The sequence below is a fragment of the Kocuria rhizosphaericola genome, assembly GCF_044462205.1.
GTDB lineage: Bacteria > Actinomycetota > Actinomycetes > Actinomycetales > Micrococcaceae > Kocuria > Kocuria rhizosphaericola.
Genome location: NZ_JBISWK010000166.1, coordinates 1 through 15,604 on the forward strand (window position 1 = coordinate 1; position 15,604 = coordinate 15,604).

At 72.8% G+C, this 15,604-nt stretch carries 9 protein-coding genes; 2 read left to right on the forward strand and 7 right to left on the reverse strand.

Annotated elements, in window-relative coordinates:
- Positions 1 to 21: 21 nt before the first annotated feature.
- Together iolB and ACH9D2_RS17115 are read right to left on the reverse strand one after the other, a co-directional pair.
- The gene (gene iolB, locus ACH9D2_RS17110; RefSeq protein ID WP_396364026.1) at positions 22 to 939 is read right to left on the reverse strand and encodes a 5-deoxy-glucuronate isomerase; all 918 of its coding nucleotides are present in this window, start codon (positions 937 to 939) and stop codon (positions 22 to 24) included.
- A 63-nt stretch (positions 940 to 1,002) separates the two neighbouring features.
- Positions 1,003 to 1,743, reverse strand: coding sequence for a GntR family transcriptional regulator (locus ACH9D2_RS17115; RefSeq protein WP_396364027.1), 741 nt, complete (start codon positions 1,741 to 1,743; stop codon positions 1,003 to 1,005).
- Between the two features lie 317 nt (positions 1,744 to 2,060).
- On the opposite strand from ACH9D2_RS17115, the gene ACH9D2_RS17120 reads away from it, so the two are divergent.
- Complete coding sequence (locus ACH9D2_RS17120; RefSeq protein ID WP_396364028.1) at positions 2,061 to 3,116, forward strand: Gfo/Idh/MocA family protein; 1,056 nt, start codon at positions 2,061 to 2,063, stop codon at positions 3,114 to 3,116.
- A gap of 25 nt (positions 3,117 to 3,141) precedes the next feature.
- On the opposite strand, the gene purU is transcribed toward ACH9D2_RS17120, so the two are convergent.
- From purU to ACH9D2_RS17145, 5 genes are all read right to left on the reverse strand, one after another.
- A complete protein-coding gene (purU, locus tag ACH9D2_RS17125) occupies positions 3,142 to 4,008 on the reverse strand; it encodes a formyltetrahydrofolate deformylase (RefSeq protein WP_396364029.1) in 867 nt (288 codons plus the stop codon).
- Positions 4,009 to 4,636: 628 nt separating this feature from the next.
- Entirely contained in the window at positions 4,637 to 5,782 is a 1,146-nt protein-coding gene (locus ACH9D2_RS17130) for a VIT1/CCC1 transporter family protein (RefSeq protein WP_396364030.1), read from the reverse strand.
- Between the two features lie 241 nt (positions 5,783 to 6,023).
- The gene (locus ACH9D2_RS17135; RefSeq protein WP_396364031.1) at positions 6,024 to 7,262 is read right to left on the reverse strand and encodes a benzoate/H(+) symporter BenE family transporter; all 1,239 of its coding nucleotides are present in this window, start codon (positions 7,260 to 7,262) and stop codon (positions 6,024 to 6,026) included.
- A 133-nt stretch (positions 7,263 to 7,395) separates the two neighbouring features.
- Entirely contained in the window at positions 7,396 to 8,808 is a 1,413-nt protein-coding gene (locus ACH9D2_RS17140; RefSeq protein WP_396364032.1) for a TY-Chap domain-containing protein, read from the reverse strand.
- Between the two features lie 189 nt (positions 8,809 to 8,997).
- Positions 8,998 to 12,342, reverse strand: coding sequence for a DEAD/DEAH box helicase (locus ACH9D2_RS17145; protein ID WP_396364033.1), 3,345 nt, complete (start codon positions 12,340 to 12,342; stop codon positions 8,998 to 9,000).
- Positions 12,343 to 12,462: 120 nt separating this feature from the next.
- On the opposite strand from ACH9D2_RS17145, the gene ACH9D2_RS17150 reads away from it, so the two are divergent.
- Positions 12,463 to 15,588 carry a hypothetical protein gene (locus tag ACH9D2_RS17150; protein WP_396364034.1) on the forward strand — a complete coding sequence of 1,042 codons (3,126 nt, stop codon included), beginning with the start codon at positions 12,463 to 12,465 and terminating at the stop codon, positions 15,586 to 15,588.
- Positions 15,589 to 15,604: the final 16 nt, after the last annotated feature.

Sequence of the window (15,604 nt, forward strand, 5' to 3'; positions counted from 1 at the left end):
CACGGGCGGTGCCGAGGGTGCTCAGCGGCCGAAGGGCAGCCGCGGGTCGACGGCCGACTCGTCCCAGGTCCGGCGGATCCAGCCGTGGTGGGGGTCGTCGCTGATGAGCCACTCGCGCACCCGGCCCGGGCCGGCCATGACGTTGAGGTAGTACAGGTCGTAGCCGGGGGTCGCCATGGCGGGACCGTGCCAGCCGTAGGGCACCAGGACGACGTCGCCCGAGCGCACCTCCGCGTTGACGTCGATGGGGCGGTCGTCCGAGGCGTAGACCCGCTGGTAGCCCATGGGATCGGTGCCGCCGCCCTCCGGCACGGGCATGCCCTCGGCGAGCTGCGTCTCGAAGTAGTAGATCTCCTCGAGGGCGGTCTCCCCGTCCTTCTCCTCGTCGTGCTTGTGCGGCGGGTAGGAGGACCAGTTGCCGGCGGGGGTGAGCACCTCGCAGACGATGAACCGGTCGGCCTCGAGCGCGGCGGGCGTGCCGAAGTTGTGCACCTGACGGGAGCAGCTGCCCGCGCCGCGCAGCTCCACCGGTATCTTCTCGCGGCCCACGAGCCGGGTCGGGTGCTCCGCGCGAGCGGGCGCCGAGGCCACGGCCACCCGGCCGCCGGTCCCGGTGGAGACGGTCAGGTCCCGGCGGATCCCGGTGTAGAGGACATCGGTGGGACCGGCGAAGACGGACGGGCGGCCGGCGAGCTCGTAGCCCTGCCCGCCCGTCTCGGCCGTGAAGCTGCCCGAGAGGGGCACCACGATGCGCTCCTCCTCGGCGGCGTCCAGGGCGATCCGGTCACCCGGGCCGAGGTCGGCCACGCGCAGGCCCGTGTGGGCCCAGCCGGGGACCTCGGTGGCCGAGTCGTGGCCGCCGAGCGAGACGAACCAGCCGTCCTGGGCGGCGGAATCCTTGGGGTGGACCCACTCGCGGCGGGAGGTGTCGGTGCGCATGAGGTCGGTGTGCCTTCCGGTGTCGTCGTGCGGTGGTCCCGGGCCGGGGCGGTGCTCCCGCGCTCAGCGCTGGACGAGGGTGAGCTCGAACGTGTACTTGTCGGCCCGGTACACGTGCCGGCCGGTCTCGACCTGGCGGCCGAGGTCGTCCATGGCCGTGCGGTGCATGCTGACCAGCGCGGCACCGGGTTCCACGCCCAGCTGCTCCGCCTGGAACGCGTCGGCCGAGACCGCGCCCACCCGCTGGTGCGCGAGCTGGAAGTTGACGCCCTGGCCGCGCATGAGGGAGTACAGGCCCTCGTCCTCGAGCTGCTCACGCGTGAGCTCGCACAGCTTGCCGGGGATCCAGTTCTCCATGAGGGCCAGCGGCTCGCCGTCCGTGCTGCGCCGCCGCACGAGGTGGTAGACCTCGTCGCCCGGTGCGAGTCCGAGCAGCAGGGCCACCTCGTCGTCGGCGGGCACCCGGGCGAAGTCCAGCACTGTGGTGCTGGGCCTGCCCCCGCTGCGCTGGAGGTCCTCGTGCAGGCTGGTCAGCTCGAGCGAGCGGCGGACCTGGCTGCCCACCACCTGTGTGCCCACTCCGCGCTTGCGCACCAGCAGGCCGGCGCGGACGAGCTGGTCCATGGCCTTGCGCATGGTGGGGCGGGACAGGTTGAGCCGGTTCGCGAGGTCGATCTCGTTGTCCAGCTTGGTCCCGGGGGGCAGCTCACCGCTGCGGATCGCGTCCTCGAGCCCCTGCGCCACCTGGTGGTAGAGCGGCACGGGGGAGGACTTGTCGACCGTGAGGTGGAGTGGGCCGGACATGGAGACCTCCAGGGGCTGGGCCGTGCGTGCACAACTGCGGACTTCCTCCATTGTGGACATGTGGATGTACATATGTCCATACATTCTATTGACATCGGTGATCCAGGTCACTCAGGATGAACCACGGGCGCAACGGTGCCTCGAGGAGCGAGACCCCGCGGCGACATCAGGAGCACGTCCATGACTCCACGACGGGCTGTTCTCGAGTCCCAGGCACTCCCTCGCGCCCGGACTGACTCCGGCCCCGCGTCCTCGGAGCATCCCCGAGCACGGGGCCGGTCCCACGCCACCGCGCCCTCCGGAGAGGAAGTCCCGCCATGACCGTCAGGATCGGCCTGATCGGTGCCGGCCGCATCGGCGCCGTGCACGCCGCTCACCTCGCCGCGCTGCGCGACCCCGGGGGCGAGCCCGCGGTGCGGTTGAGCATCACGGACGCCCTGCCCGAACAGGCGGCCGCCGTGGCCGGCCGGACGGGTGCGACGCCGCGGCCCACGGTCCGGGCGCTGCTCGACGACGGCGTGGACGGCCTCGTCGTCGCGACCGGCACGGCCACCCACCCGGAGCTGATCCGGGTCGGGCTGGAGGCGGGGCTGCCGGTCTTCTGCGAAAAGCCGGTGGCACTGTCCGTCGACGAGGCGCTGCCCCTGCTGGACGAGATCGAGCGCGTGCAGGGTGTGGTGCAGATCGGTCACCAGCGCCGCTTCGACCCCGGCTACGTGCGCGCCCGGGAGCTCTGCGCCGCGGGCGAGCTGGGCCGGCTGCACACCGTGCGCGCCGTGACCGGTGACATGACCCCGCCGCCCCTCGAGTTCCTCGCGACGTCGGGCGGGCTGTTCCGCGACTGCTCCGTGCACGACGTCGACGTCCTCCGGTGGATCACCGGCCGCGAGGTCGTCGAGGTGTACGCCCGCGGATCCAACAACGGCGATCCCCGCATCGGCGAGGTGGGCGACGTCGACACCGCCCTCGCGGTGCTCACCCTCGACGACGGCACGGTGGCCACCGTGGCCGCGACCCGATACAACGGCGCGGGCCACGACGTGCGGCTCGAGCTGCAGGGCCCCCAGGGCTCGGTGGCCGTGGGGATGGACGAGCACATGGCCATGCGCTCCGCCGAGCCGGGGGTCGGCTTCCCGGCAGGGCCGCCGCACACCACGTTCCACGAGCGCTTCGCCGAGGCCTACCGCCGCGAGATGGCGGCCTTCGTGCGTGTGGTGCGCGGGGAGATCCCGAGTCCCTGCACGGCCCGTGACTCCGTGGCCGCCTCCCGGGTGGCCGACGCCGCGCAGCGTGCGCTCGAGACGGGCGCCGTCGTCCGGGTGGAGCCCCTCGGGGCGGCCGACGGCTCGGGACGGGCGGCCGGCCGCGCGTGACCGCCGGGCGCCCCGGGGGCTCGGCTCAGACCAGGACGATGGTGCGGTTGCCGGAGAGCACCACGCGGCCCTCGGCGTGCCACTTCACCGCGCGGGACAGCGCCTGCATCTCGGCGTCGCGGCCCACCGCCACGAGATCCGCCGGGGTGTGGGCGTGGTCCACGGGCATGACCCGCTGGGCGATGATGGGGCCCTCGTCGAGGTCCGCCGTCACGTAGTGGGCCGTGGCCCCCACCATCTTCACGCCCCGGGCGTAGGCCTGGTGGTAGGGCTTGGCGCCCTTGAACGAGGGCAGGAACGAGTGGTGGATGTTGATGCACCTCCCCGAGAGCTCGCGGGTCAGCTCGTCGGAGAGCACCTGCATGTAGCGGGCCAGCACGACCAGCTCGACGTCGTAGTGGTCCACGAGGTCCAGCAGCCGGCCCTCGGCCTGCGGCTTGGTCTCGGCCGTGACGGGGATGTGGTGGAAGGGGACCTCGTGCCACTCCACGAGGCTCTTGTGGTCGAGGTGGTTGGAGACCACGGCCACGATCTCGATGGGCAGCTCGCCGATCCGGGTGCGGTGCAGCAGGTCCGTCAGGCAGTGGGAGAACCGGGAGACCAGCACGAGCACCCGGGTCCGGCGCTGCACCGGGACCAGCCGGAACCGCATGTCGTGCTGCTCCGCGACGGGGGCGAAGCCCTCGGTCAAGGACTCGACGGTGGCCGTCCCGGCCTCGCTGACGGTGTGGCAGCGGATGAAGAACTCGTCGGTGAAACGGTCGGAAAAGTGCTTCACGTCGAAGATGTCGCAGCCCTGCTGCGTCAGGTTGGACGTGATGGCGCTGACGAGCCCGTGGGCCTCGGGGCAGTGCACGGTCAGGACGTGTTCGACGGTCCCCTGGGCGGGCATGGGTGGGCTCCTCGGCGCTGGTGACGGGTGCGCCGCGCGGTGCGGTCTCGGCGAGGGCGCGCGCGGCCCTACGATCCTAGCCCCAGGGGTGCAGGGGCCCGGGACGGCGTGCCGGGCAGGGCCACCGGGGCGGAGCCGGTGCGGTGTAGACCGATGGCCGCGGGAACGGGCGGTAGGAGTCCGCCCGGCGCGGGGAGAGATGCGCCTCCCATGGAGGACCCGCGGCCATCGGCAGGCGTTCAACGCCTCAACAGAGGAGAGCCGTGGGCTGAGCGGCTTTCAGAACACGGATGCCGCAGACGGTGCACCCCCCAGTGCGTCCGAATCGGTCCGACCCGTGCAATTTCCCCCATTGCTGTGGTTCTCACCACGATCGCAACCTTATCCGAACCGGTACCGCGTCCGCATCCGATTTTGTCAGGGAATTCCCGGGGCGGGCCGTGAGCGCCCGGTCGTTGCGGTCCCGGGGGCCGACCCCTCGGGCCCGCGAGTGGCGGATCGGCGGAGAATGCCGCTCCGACCAGGCCGTTCACCGTCGAGCCGGTCTTCGTGCCGTTCCCTCGGTTCCCCCGCCTGTCCCCGGAAGTGAGGACAGGGTCTGTTCGCGTTCGTGACCCTCAGGCCCCGATCAGGCGACGCTCGTGTTGAACAGCAGCCCGAGGAGATAGGTGGCCAGGGCGGCGCCGTAGCCGATGGCCAGCTGGCGCAGCCCGCGCTTCCAGGGGGAGGCCCCGGAGAGGAGCCCGACGAGGCCTCCGGTGACCAGCAGCGCGATCCCGACCAGCACCAGGGCCACGACCATCGCGAGGACCCCGGTGAGACCCGCCAGGTACGGCACGATCGGGATGATCGCGCCGGAGGCGAAGAAGCAGAAGCTGGACGCCGCCGCCCCCAGGTCCGTGCCCAGGGCCATGGTGGCGTGCGGCGCCGGCTCGTCCTCGACGGTGTCCTGGAACGACCGGGAGGGGTCGCAGTCGCACTCGAAGAAGCCCAGCCGCTCCGCGGCGCGGTGCTCGGCGGCTTCCTCGCTCATGCCCCGCGCCCGGTAGATCAGCACGAGCTCGTTGGCGTCCAGGTCCAGGTTCGGTGCCACGTGCAGGGTCACCTGGGTCGGCTGGGAGGCGTCGAGCAGCTCGCGCTGCGAGCGCACGGACACGAACTCCCCGGCCCCCATGGACAGCGCGCCCGCGAGCAGGCCGGCGATCCCCGCGAAGAGCACCATCCCGGGGGAGGTCCCGGTGGCGCCCACGCCCATGACCAGCGCGAGGTTGGACACGAGGCCGTCGTTGGCCCCGAAGACCGCCGCCCGGAAGTTGCCGGAGAGCTTGTGCCGGCCCTCGGTGGCGAGCGCGCGGATGATCTCCTCGTGCACGGCCTCGTCCGCCGCCATGGCGTCGGACGCGTCCTGCTCGCGCTCGTAGGGGGAGCGGCTCTCGGCGCGCTGGATCAGTGCCAGGACGAAGACGGAGCCGAAGTGCGTGGCGAGGAAGATCAGCAGCCGGGAGTACAGGGACGGGCGGGCCTCGGCCCCCACGTGGGGGCCGAGCAGACGGACCCAGTGCTCGGCGTGGCGATGCTCGGCCTCGGCGACCTGGCGCAGGATCTCCTGCTCCCGGCCGGTGCTGCGGGCGGCGAGGAGGCTGTAGATCCGCGCCTCGGCGCGCTCCTCCGCGAGGTACTTGCGCCAGCGGCGGATCTGCCCGCGCTCGGGTCGGTCCGTGCGGGCGGGATCTCCCCGGGGGGCGGGGGATTCGGCGTCGGGTGCGGGTGTCATGGGGCCTTCCTCGGGCCCGGGCGGCTCGGGGCGCGCGGGGGCCGGCCGGGGGTGCGGTGTGGTCGGGAAGGTCTCGTTCGCCCGCGGGCACGGGTGGGCTGCCGGGACTCCTCGTCGAGACCGGGATGGCGACAGACCGACGGGTGCGAGGCACCCGGGAACTACTCCCCTTCGCTTCCCGACGAGTGTAGACCGGCGGCGGCGCCCCCGGGATTCGGTGCGCCGAAGCCGTGCGGGCCGCTCAGCGGGAACCGGCCGTCGCGGGGCGGCGCAGGATCGCGTACGCCGCGATGCCCGCGAGCATGCCCCAGAACGGGGAGACGATGCCGTAGGGGGCGATCCCGGAGACGGTGACCACCAGGGTGATGAGCGCCGCCTCGATGACCGCAGGCTGGTGCCGGCCGGGGTGCATGCTGTCGAAGAAGGACCCCTGCAGCGCGCCCAGCAGGGCCACACCGGCGAGGGCCGTGATCATCCCCGGAGGGATCGCCGAGAACGCGGCGACGATGGTGTCCGCGAACAGGCCGAAGAGGATGTAGAAGAATCCGCACGAGACGCCGGCCACGTAGCGCCGGCCGATGTCCGGGTGGGACTCGGGGCTGGTCGCGATGCCCGCGGTCACGGCGGCGAGGTTCAGGGCGTGGCTGCCGAAGGGCGCGAAGGCGACCGACGCGACGCCCGAGGCGCCGAGCAGCAGACGGTCCCGGGCGGCGTAGCCGGCGGTGTGCATCATGGCCAGGCCGGGGGCGTTCTGCCCGGCCGCGGTCACGATCAGCAGCGGGATGCTGATCCCGGCGATCGCGTCCCACGAGAACGTGGGCAGCGTCAGCACCGGCTGGGTGAGGGAGAGGTCCAGGACCACCGGCTCGATCCGCCCCCGGACGACGGCCATCAGCACGCCCAGGGCCAGCGCGGCGAAGACGGCGTAGCGGGGGAAGAACCGCCGGCCCAGGAGGTAGCCGAGGACGAGGGCGCCCGCCACCCACGGGTTCTCGACGACGGCCGCGGCGACCTTGATGGAGAAGGGGAACAGCACGCCCGCCAGGACGGCGGCGGTGATGGGCTTGGGCACCGCGGCCAGGATCCGCCCGATCAGCCCGGTCACGCCCAGGACCAGGCCCAGGACGCCGGTGACGACATAGGCGCCCACGGCGTCGGAGAAGGAGTAGTTGCCGAGCGAGGTGATCAGCAGCGCCGCCCCCGGGATGGACCACGCGACCATGACGGGCTGACGGGTCCACACGCTCATGATCGCGCACGTGATGCCGGAGCCGACCGAGATGGCCCACAACCAGGAGGAGGTGAGCTCCGGGCTGAGCCCGCCCGTCCGGGCGGCCTCGAGGACCACGAGCACGGGTCCCGAGTAGGAGACGACCACGGCCACGAGTCCCGCGAGGGTCGCCGACGCGGACCAGTCCCGCCGGAGTCCGCGGCCGGACTGCCCGGTCGGCCGGGTGGTGCTCGGCACGTGGCGGCTCATGGAGTGCTCCTGGGTGACAGAACGCGGGGTGGCAGAACGGTGGACCGTGCCAGCCTAGGGCGCAGGTTTCCCGGAGATAAATATCGATCCCGCATGATTCTCCATGTCCGGCATATGAGTCGGCCGGCGGGTCTCAGGAGTCGACGGTGTCCGGGGCCGCCGGCGTGCGCCACTGCCGGCGATCGGGGGCGATGACGGAGGCCTCGTCACGGGTCTCGGCGGGGAAGGAGCCCACGCCCCAGTGGAAGCGGTACGGGTCGGCGCAGCCCCAGCCGAAGCGCAGGCCCTCGACGAGCTTCTGCGCCGCCTCCGGGAAGCCCAGCGGGGCGGTGGTCCACGGCTGGTCCCAGCCCGCGGGCTCGTTCCACTCGTCCTCGTGGAAGAAGGTGGCGTCCACGGGCCAGGCCGCGTCCGTGAGCTGTCCGCCCGAGACCACGGCGCACTCCACGCCGTGCGGGCCGACCCCGGCCCACGCGACGGGCGCCTCCGTCCCGTCGTCGTCGCGCTCGTACTCGACGACGAGGAAGTCGTTCCAAGGCAGCCGGGCGAGCACGGTGGCGATGAGCCGGCGCAGGTCCTCCCACACGTCCTCGTCGGCCACCGGGGCGACCTCGTCCGGGAGGACCACGCCGATGCCGGCGCGGCCCAGCATCTCCTGGGCCTCCGGCGTGGCCAGGTCGGACCAGGTCCTCGTGTCGGCGAAGCCCTCCCCCGGGGGGTCGCCGGCGGGCTGGCGGGCGGAGGCGAAGCGCATGGCCTCCTCCCAGGAGCCGAAGAACCGGCGGACGCCGTCGAAGTAGGGCCGGCGGGTGCTGCCCGCCTCCTGCTCGACGACCCACCGGCCGTAGCGGGCCGTGGTGGGGTGGTGACCGGTGCTGCGGCAGTGGGAGAGGAACGCCGTCACGGCGGTCGCGTACTCCTCCTCCGTGAAGGCGTGCTCGAGGGCGGGCTCGGCACCGGCCCGCAGCCCGATCCGCTCGAGCGCCACGTCCCACCGCCCGCCGCCCAGGCGTTGGGAGACGGTGCGCTCGGGCACGGGCCAGTGGTTGGCGAGCACGCACAGGAAGTCGGAGTCGGTGCACAGCGCCAGCCGCGCGATCTCGTAGCTGTGCGCGCTGAGCGGACGGTAGGGCGGGTTCTGGAGGCAGTGCTGCTGCGCCGCCCCGATCAGGCCCAGGCACCGCCGGGTGAGGGCGCCGTCGGCGTCGGACGCCGCGAGCAGCGCGGTGACGTCGCGGACGAGGGCCGCGCTCAGGTTCAGGGCCGCGTAGTCCGGGGCCGGGTCCAGGCCGAGGTGCTGGGCCATGACGAGCCAGACGCCGGCGCCGATCGCGCCGTCGTTGATCTCCGGGGCGGAGGCGTCCTGCGGGAAGCGCTGCCCCAGGTGCGCGATCGCCGCGTCCAGGAGGGTGGTCGACTCCTCCGGGAACAGCAGCTGGAACCGCATCCGCACCTGGCCGCGGGTCATTCCTCGGTCAGCCATCGCGTGGATGAGCGAGCCATAGCGCTCCACGAAGGCTGCGAGGCCCGCCACGGCGTGAGGCATGGAAGGTCCTCCGCTCGGACGGTCGGAACGGCTCGGGGAAGGCGCCCGGGCCGAGGGGGCAACGCCGCCGCACGGCACCACGTCGCCGCACGATACCGCGCACTTCCGATGCTAGTCCCTGCTCGCCGGTTCCCGCGCGTGCGGGGAAATGTGACGGGCCCGCCGAGCATCGGTGGACGAAACCGCAGGTCAGGGCATCAGCAGGCCCCGGATGTCCTCGGCCGTGAGGGCGCTGGAGAACATCCTGTCGTCGTCCAGCACGGCGGTGAACAGCCTGGCCTTGCGCTCCTTGAGCTCCATGACCTTCTCCTCGATCGTGTCCCGGGCCACGAGCCGGTAGACCATCACCTTCTTCTGCTGGCCGATGCGGTGGGTCCGGTCCACGGCCTGCTCCTCGGTGGCCGGGTTCCACCACGGATCCAGGAGGAAGCAGTAGTCGGCCTGGGTGAGGTTGAGCCCGAAGCCGCCGGCCTTGAGGCTCACCAGGAACACGGGGACCTCGCCGGACGTGAACCGCTCGAGCACCCGGGCCCGGTCCGTCGTGGAGCCGTCCAGGTAGGCGTAGGGGATCCGCAGCTCGTCCAGGCGGGCCGCGGCCTTCTTGAGGAAGCTGGTGAACTGGCTGAACACGAGGGGCCGGTGGCCCTCCGCCACGATCTCGGGCAGGTGCTCGAAGAGCAGGTCGAGCTTGCTCGAGGAGACGTCCGCCGTGGGGTCCACGAGGGACGCGTCGAGGCTGAGCAGGCGCAGGGTGGTCAGGGACTGGAAGATGGTGAAGCGGTTGCGGTCGAGGTCGCGCAGCAGGCCCAGGACCTTCTGCCGCTCGCGCTGGAGGCGCGTGTCGTAGATCCTGCGGTGGGCGGGGGAGAGCTCCACCTCGATGGTCTGCTCGAGCTTGGGCGGCAGCTCGAGGTCCACGGACTCCTTGGTCCGGCGGAGCATCAGCGGCTTGACGCGGCGGCGCAGCCGGGCGAGCGCCGCGGCGTCCTCCCCGCGCTCGATGGGACGCTGGTAGGTCTCCGTGAACTTCCGCCGGGACGGGAACAGGCCGGGCGCGGTCAGGGACAGCAGGGCCCACAGCTCCACGAGGCTGTTCTCGAGGGGGGTGCCCGTGATGGCCAGCTTGAACGGGGCGTCGAGGTCCTTCGCCGCCCGGTGCGCCTTGGTCCGGGGGTTCTTCACGAACTGCGCCTCGTCGAGGAGCACCCCCGCCCAGGCGATCCCCCGGTAGGCGGGCTCGTCCAGGCGCAGCAGGGTGTAGGAGGTCACCACCACGCGGGCGCCCGCGGCGGAGTCCGCGAGCTCGGTGCCGGCCTTCGCCTGCGTGTCGGTCACGCCCACGACCGGCAGGGACGGGGCGAAGCGGCGGATCTCGGCCGTCCAGTTGGGCACCACGGAGGTCGGGGCGACCACCAGGAACGGCGGGAGGTCCGGGTCGCGCTCGACGGCGCGGCAGATCAGCGCGATCGCCTGCACGGTCTTGCCCAGGCCCATGTCGTCGGCGAGGATCCCGCCCAGGCCGTGGTCCCACAGCACGCTCAGCCACGAGTAGCCGTCGCGCTGGTACGGGCGCAGCTCGGCGTGCAGGGTCGCGGGGACGGGGGGCGCCTCGACGGCCTCGAGCTCGAGCAGGGAGCGCACGCCCTCCCGCCAGGCCTCGGCCTGGTCCGTGTCCGACGCGACGTCCTCGAAGTCCTGCCACAGCCCGGCCTGGTGCCGGTGGATGCGCAGCGGCCCCTCGGGGGTCTCCTGCAGCGAGCGCGCCTCGGCGATGAGCTCGCGCAGCCGGTCGAACTCGGGGCGGTCCAGGGAGAACCACGACCCGTCCGGGGCCAGCATCACGTCCTGGCCGAGGTCGAGGGCGCGGAAGACGTCGGCGAAGGAGATGTAGAACTCGCCCACCTTGACCGTGACACCCAGGTCGAACCAGTCGCGGCGCTCCGTGGCGGCGGTGCTGACGGTGATGGTGGGCGGGTCGGCGATCTGCTGGTAGGCCCGGCGCCCTCCGGTGTGCTCGATCCGCAGGTCCGGGACCTTCTCGAGGGCGGGCAGCCACTCGCGCACAAGCACCAGGGCGTCCTGCGCCACGTAGCTCGAGCGGCGGAAGTCCACGCCCGGTGCCCGGTGGCGGACCGCGGCGGTGACCGCCGTCTCCCAGGACGACTCGCGGTGCACGGGCTCGTCGGCGAGCGGGTCCTCGGGGCGGAACGGCAGCAGGATCCGGTCCCGGCCCTTCTGGTACTCCCACTCCCAGCGGGCGCGGATCGTGAGCTCCTGGTGCTCCAGGGTGAGCACCAGCTCGGGGTCCGCGACCTGCGGCAGCTCGATGGACCCGTCCCCGGTGTCCACGTCCATGCTGCGGTGCAGGCGCGGGAAGTAGCGGTCGAAGAACTCCTCGACCTCGTCCTCGGGGATCCGCAGACCGCCCGCCGTGTCCAGGAACCGCCGCTGCTCACGGGTGAGCCGGGTGGCCAGGGGCACGAGGCGCAGCGGGAAGACGTTGAGGTCCTCGGTGTCGGCGACGGCCTGCGGGTCCCCGTCCGGGGAGAACAGCCCGTGCCCGGGGTCGCCGATGATCCGGGCGGTGCCGAGGGCGATCCGGCGGCCGCCGCTGTCCACCGTGGGGCGCAGCTCGAGGTCCTTCCCGGGCCCCCGCAGCACGTCCACGTGGAAGCGTCCCGGCTCCTCGACCGTCACGGGCAGCCCGTGCTCCCGGCCGACCAGGGAGATCCCGGCGGCCTCCGCCCGGGCCAGGATGCCCCACAGCAGGGGAGAGGCGTAGGAGTCGAGCCGGATCCAGTGCCGGTCGTGCACCGCGTAGGGGGAGCGGGTGGCGCTGAGCGCCCGGAGCTCGTCGAACCAGTCGACCTGCGCGGGGTTCAGTGACCACTGACCCGCGTCCGCGGTGACGGTCTCCCAGTCCAGCCCGCCCTTGATCCACCCGCCCCGCCGGCCCCGGCGCACCGGGCGGACGTAGAGGTGCCACGGCGACCCGGCGCGGCCCGTGCCGTGCACGTACCGGTACGGCTCGCGGCGCAGGTCGAACTCGAGGGCGACGCCCTCGGTCTGCTCGGCCGGCGGTTCCGCCGGTCCCTCGCCGCCCAGGATCTCGGTCAGGGCGTCCTTCCAGTCGCTCGCGCCGCCCCGCCGCGCGGACGCGGGACCCTCCCGGGTCGGGGCGCCGGCCGGGGACGACGGCGCCGCGGTGCCGCCCTGCTGGTGGGCCCGGACCGCGGTCTCGAAGTTGTGGCGCAGCACCGTGGCGACGGCGTGCTTGCAGAAGCCCCCGGCCGGGCAGCTGCACCACGCGGACCCCGGCGCGCCGCCCGCACCGACGTGCACGGACACCGAGTACACCGCTCCGGTGCCCTCGACCTCGGCGGAGAGGCGCCCGGCCCCCTCGGCGCCCTGGGCCCACCGGACGGCGCGCACGCGCCCGGTGCGGAAGTACTCCTGGCCGCGGCGGAAGACGGCGGGCCCGGAGGCGGCGACGAGCCGCCGGGAGTCCACGAGGGGACCAGGAGGGGAGTGCATCCTCCCACCGTATCGGGCCGCGACGCCGGGCGTGCGGAGCGGGCTCGCGGGCTCTCTATAATCGAGGCGACCCCTCGAACGACGACAGCGGCCCCACGTGCGGCCGCGGACGGAGGACTCGTGCCCGACACTGCTGGGCTCCGCCTCGGAGACCATGCCATTGCCGACAGTGCCGAGGAGCTCGCCTACCTCCGCTGGAACGACGCCGTCTGCGCGGCCTTCTTCGGCCCGGAGCGGGCGGGGGAGCTGATCTACCTCGACCTCGACGACAAGACGCTCGCCGCGATCGGCGAGGAGCGCGGCCTCGACGGTCCCGCGACCCTGCGGGCGCTCGCCGACTCGGTGACCCCCCTGCTCGTGACCGACGACGGGCGGCGCTCGGTGTTCGACGTGTTCAACCGGCTCAACGGCCAGTGGTACCGCGCCACCCGCCGCAGCCTGGACTCCATCGCGGAGATCCCGCCGCCGCCCGTCGTGGCCCTGCTGGCGCTGTTCGCGCTCGCCGGACGGCACATGTCGACCCTGGCCGCGCGGACGGGCAACAAGTCCGTCTCCGCGTTCTTCCTGCCCCTGACCGTGCTGCTGCAGGCCGGGCCGGAGAACGCCAAGGCCCTCGAGTCGTCCTTCAAGAAGGACACCGAGGCCTACTGGGACGCGCTGCGCTACTGGCTCGAGCTGCGCAACGGCGAGATCGGCCTGCCCACGGCGTACGCGGTGAACCAGCGGCCGGTCGGGCTCGCGCTGTCCCAGACGATGTTCGGCGAGGCCGAGCGGCGCCAGCTGCACCGCATGTTCGAGGACCTGGGGATGACCACGGCCCAGGGGCTCTCCGCGGCCGAGCTCGGGGTCTACCTCGACTTCTGGCTGGACATGGCCGAGACCAAGGCGTCCAAGGCGATGAAGCAGGTCTGGGCGAACCCCCTCACCCGCGAGCCCGGCCTCGAGATCGCCCTGGCGGAGCTCGCGGTCTGGGAGCAGTCCCGCGAGCAGGCCCGCGCGGAGGTCCGCGCGAACGGCCGGGGGCCGGGCCGCAGCGCCGTCAAGTCGTGCTCGCTGTCCCTCACGGACAGCACCGACTACGTGGGCAACCCCGTGTTCGAGCTGGGCTTCGTGGTGCCCAAGCGCTTCCTCTCCGGCCGGGAGGTGGAGCTCGAGACCACGGCGGGGCCTCGCACGGTGTTCCTGTCCTTCATCGGTGACGCCTTCGTGGGGGTCTCCGCCTACACCGCAAGGATGGACCCGGGGACGCTGCTGGGCGGGAGCCTGCGGCTCAGCGCCGGGGACGTGCGCTTCGAGCGCCACCCGCGTCCCGTCGTGATCTTCGCCAAGGACGGCTTCTCGGACACCTTCATCTCCGTGGACCACATCCCCGCGGCCTGGCCGTGCCGGATCATGGTCCGGGACGAGCCCGAGTGGATCGCCCAGATCAAGCGCATCCTCGACGACTCCGCGTCCCCGGACTACCGCTTCGTCGAGGCCGGCACCCACGGTCTCGCCGAGGGCTGGGTGATGTTCGACGACGTGCAGGTGCTGCGCGCGGGCAACCCCGAGCTGACCGCCAACGACAACTTCTCCGGCCTGGTGCCCCGGCTGGTCCCCGCGATCACCCTCTCGGGAGGTCTGCGGATCCCCGGCGACGTGGTGCGCTGGTCCGCGCTGCGGCCCCCGCAGGTGACCATCACCTCGGACACGGACGCGCCCCTGAGCGTGGAGTGCGAGTGGCGCAACCCGCACTCCTTCAAGCTGGAGAAGGCGAAGCTCGTGGAGGGGCGCGTGCCGCCGTTCCAGATCTCGCTGCACGGCACGCCGATGGCGCGGGCGGACCGGACCCTCAAGCCCAACGACTACACCCTGGTCCTCAAGGCGGGTCGGACGGTCCGGCAGCGCCGTGAGTTCAAGCTCCGGGACTCGTCCTTCCACCTGACCCAGCGCTCCCTCGGCTACGAGGGCGAGATGGTGCACGTCGAGGAGGAGCCCCTGTGGCCCGTCACGGCGGGCATCGTGGCGGAGCTGCCCGAGCGGTACGTGCAGGGCGCCTTCGACAACCTGTCCGCGCGGGAGGCGGCCGGGGACCACGAGGTCCCCGGGGCCCCCGGCTGGCACTCCTCCGAGGGGCAGCTGCTGCTCGAGCGCACCAACGTGCTGCCCGAGCCGGAGGGGCGCTCCTGCCTGGCCACCGGCCGGCACCGCATCGTGCTGCCCGCCATGGAGCCCAAGGCGAAGGCGCCGTGGATCTTCGGGGAGTGCGCCCAGTGCGGGCTGCAGAAGCGCTATCCGGGGCGGCTCACGAAGCCCTCCGCGCTCACCTCCACCGGATCCGTCGAGGCGCTGCGCTTCATCGGCCCGGACGAGGGGGAGTACCCGACATCCTGGGCGCCGTTCCGGGACGCCCTCACCTTCCTGGGCGGCGGCAAGCGCTCGAGCCTGTCGATCGTGGCCCGCCAGCTCGAGGACTCCGAGCGCTTCGAGGAGTGGTTCGTGGGCCACCTGCAGGCCCTCGGCTTCCTCGAGGTGGTCCGCGACGAGCACTGGACGGTGCGGCGCTGGCAGGTCTGCGGACCCTCCCTCACCCAGCTCGTGGACGGCTCCGTGCTGCTCACCGGCGGCTGGACCCCGGAGAAGGAGGCCGTGGTCGCGGAGGCCGCCGCGGCGCAGGAGGCGTCCGTGGTGGTGCTCTCCCCCGAGGACCACGGGACCACCCTGCTGCAGGACGTGGACCTCGGGACGCTGCAGGAGGCGCTGCCGGTGGGGCTGTGCGACGTCGTCTTCGACGCCGGGCCCGCGATGCTGGAGACCCTGCCCCCGCTGTCCGAGGTCGAGGAGCAGCTGCGGCGGGCGGAGATGCAGTACAACGGGGTGGCCGAGCGCTTCGTCCCCGAGGACGCCACGTGGGAGCACACCGAGGACCGGAACCGGCCGGGACTGTACCGGATCAACCACCACCACCGGACCCGGTACGCGTTCCGCACCCCGGCCGACGTCGAGTCCGGCCACGCCCGCTTCGTGGCCTCGGGCATCGGCAAGCACTTCGCGGCCCGGCAGGCCGGGGTGCCGATCGTCTCCTACGACCCCGACCTGGAGCTGCTCTCCGTGCCCATCGGCGCGGAGCTGGCCGGGCTCTACGCCCGCGCCGCCGTCCTGTGCTCCGGGCTGCTGCCCGCGAAGGTCGACGAGGACTTCTCGCTCAACTACGGGGACATCACGCCCGAGTTCGCCCAGGCCCTCGTGGCCAAGCTCATGAGCTGAGCGGCTCCCGGCCGGG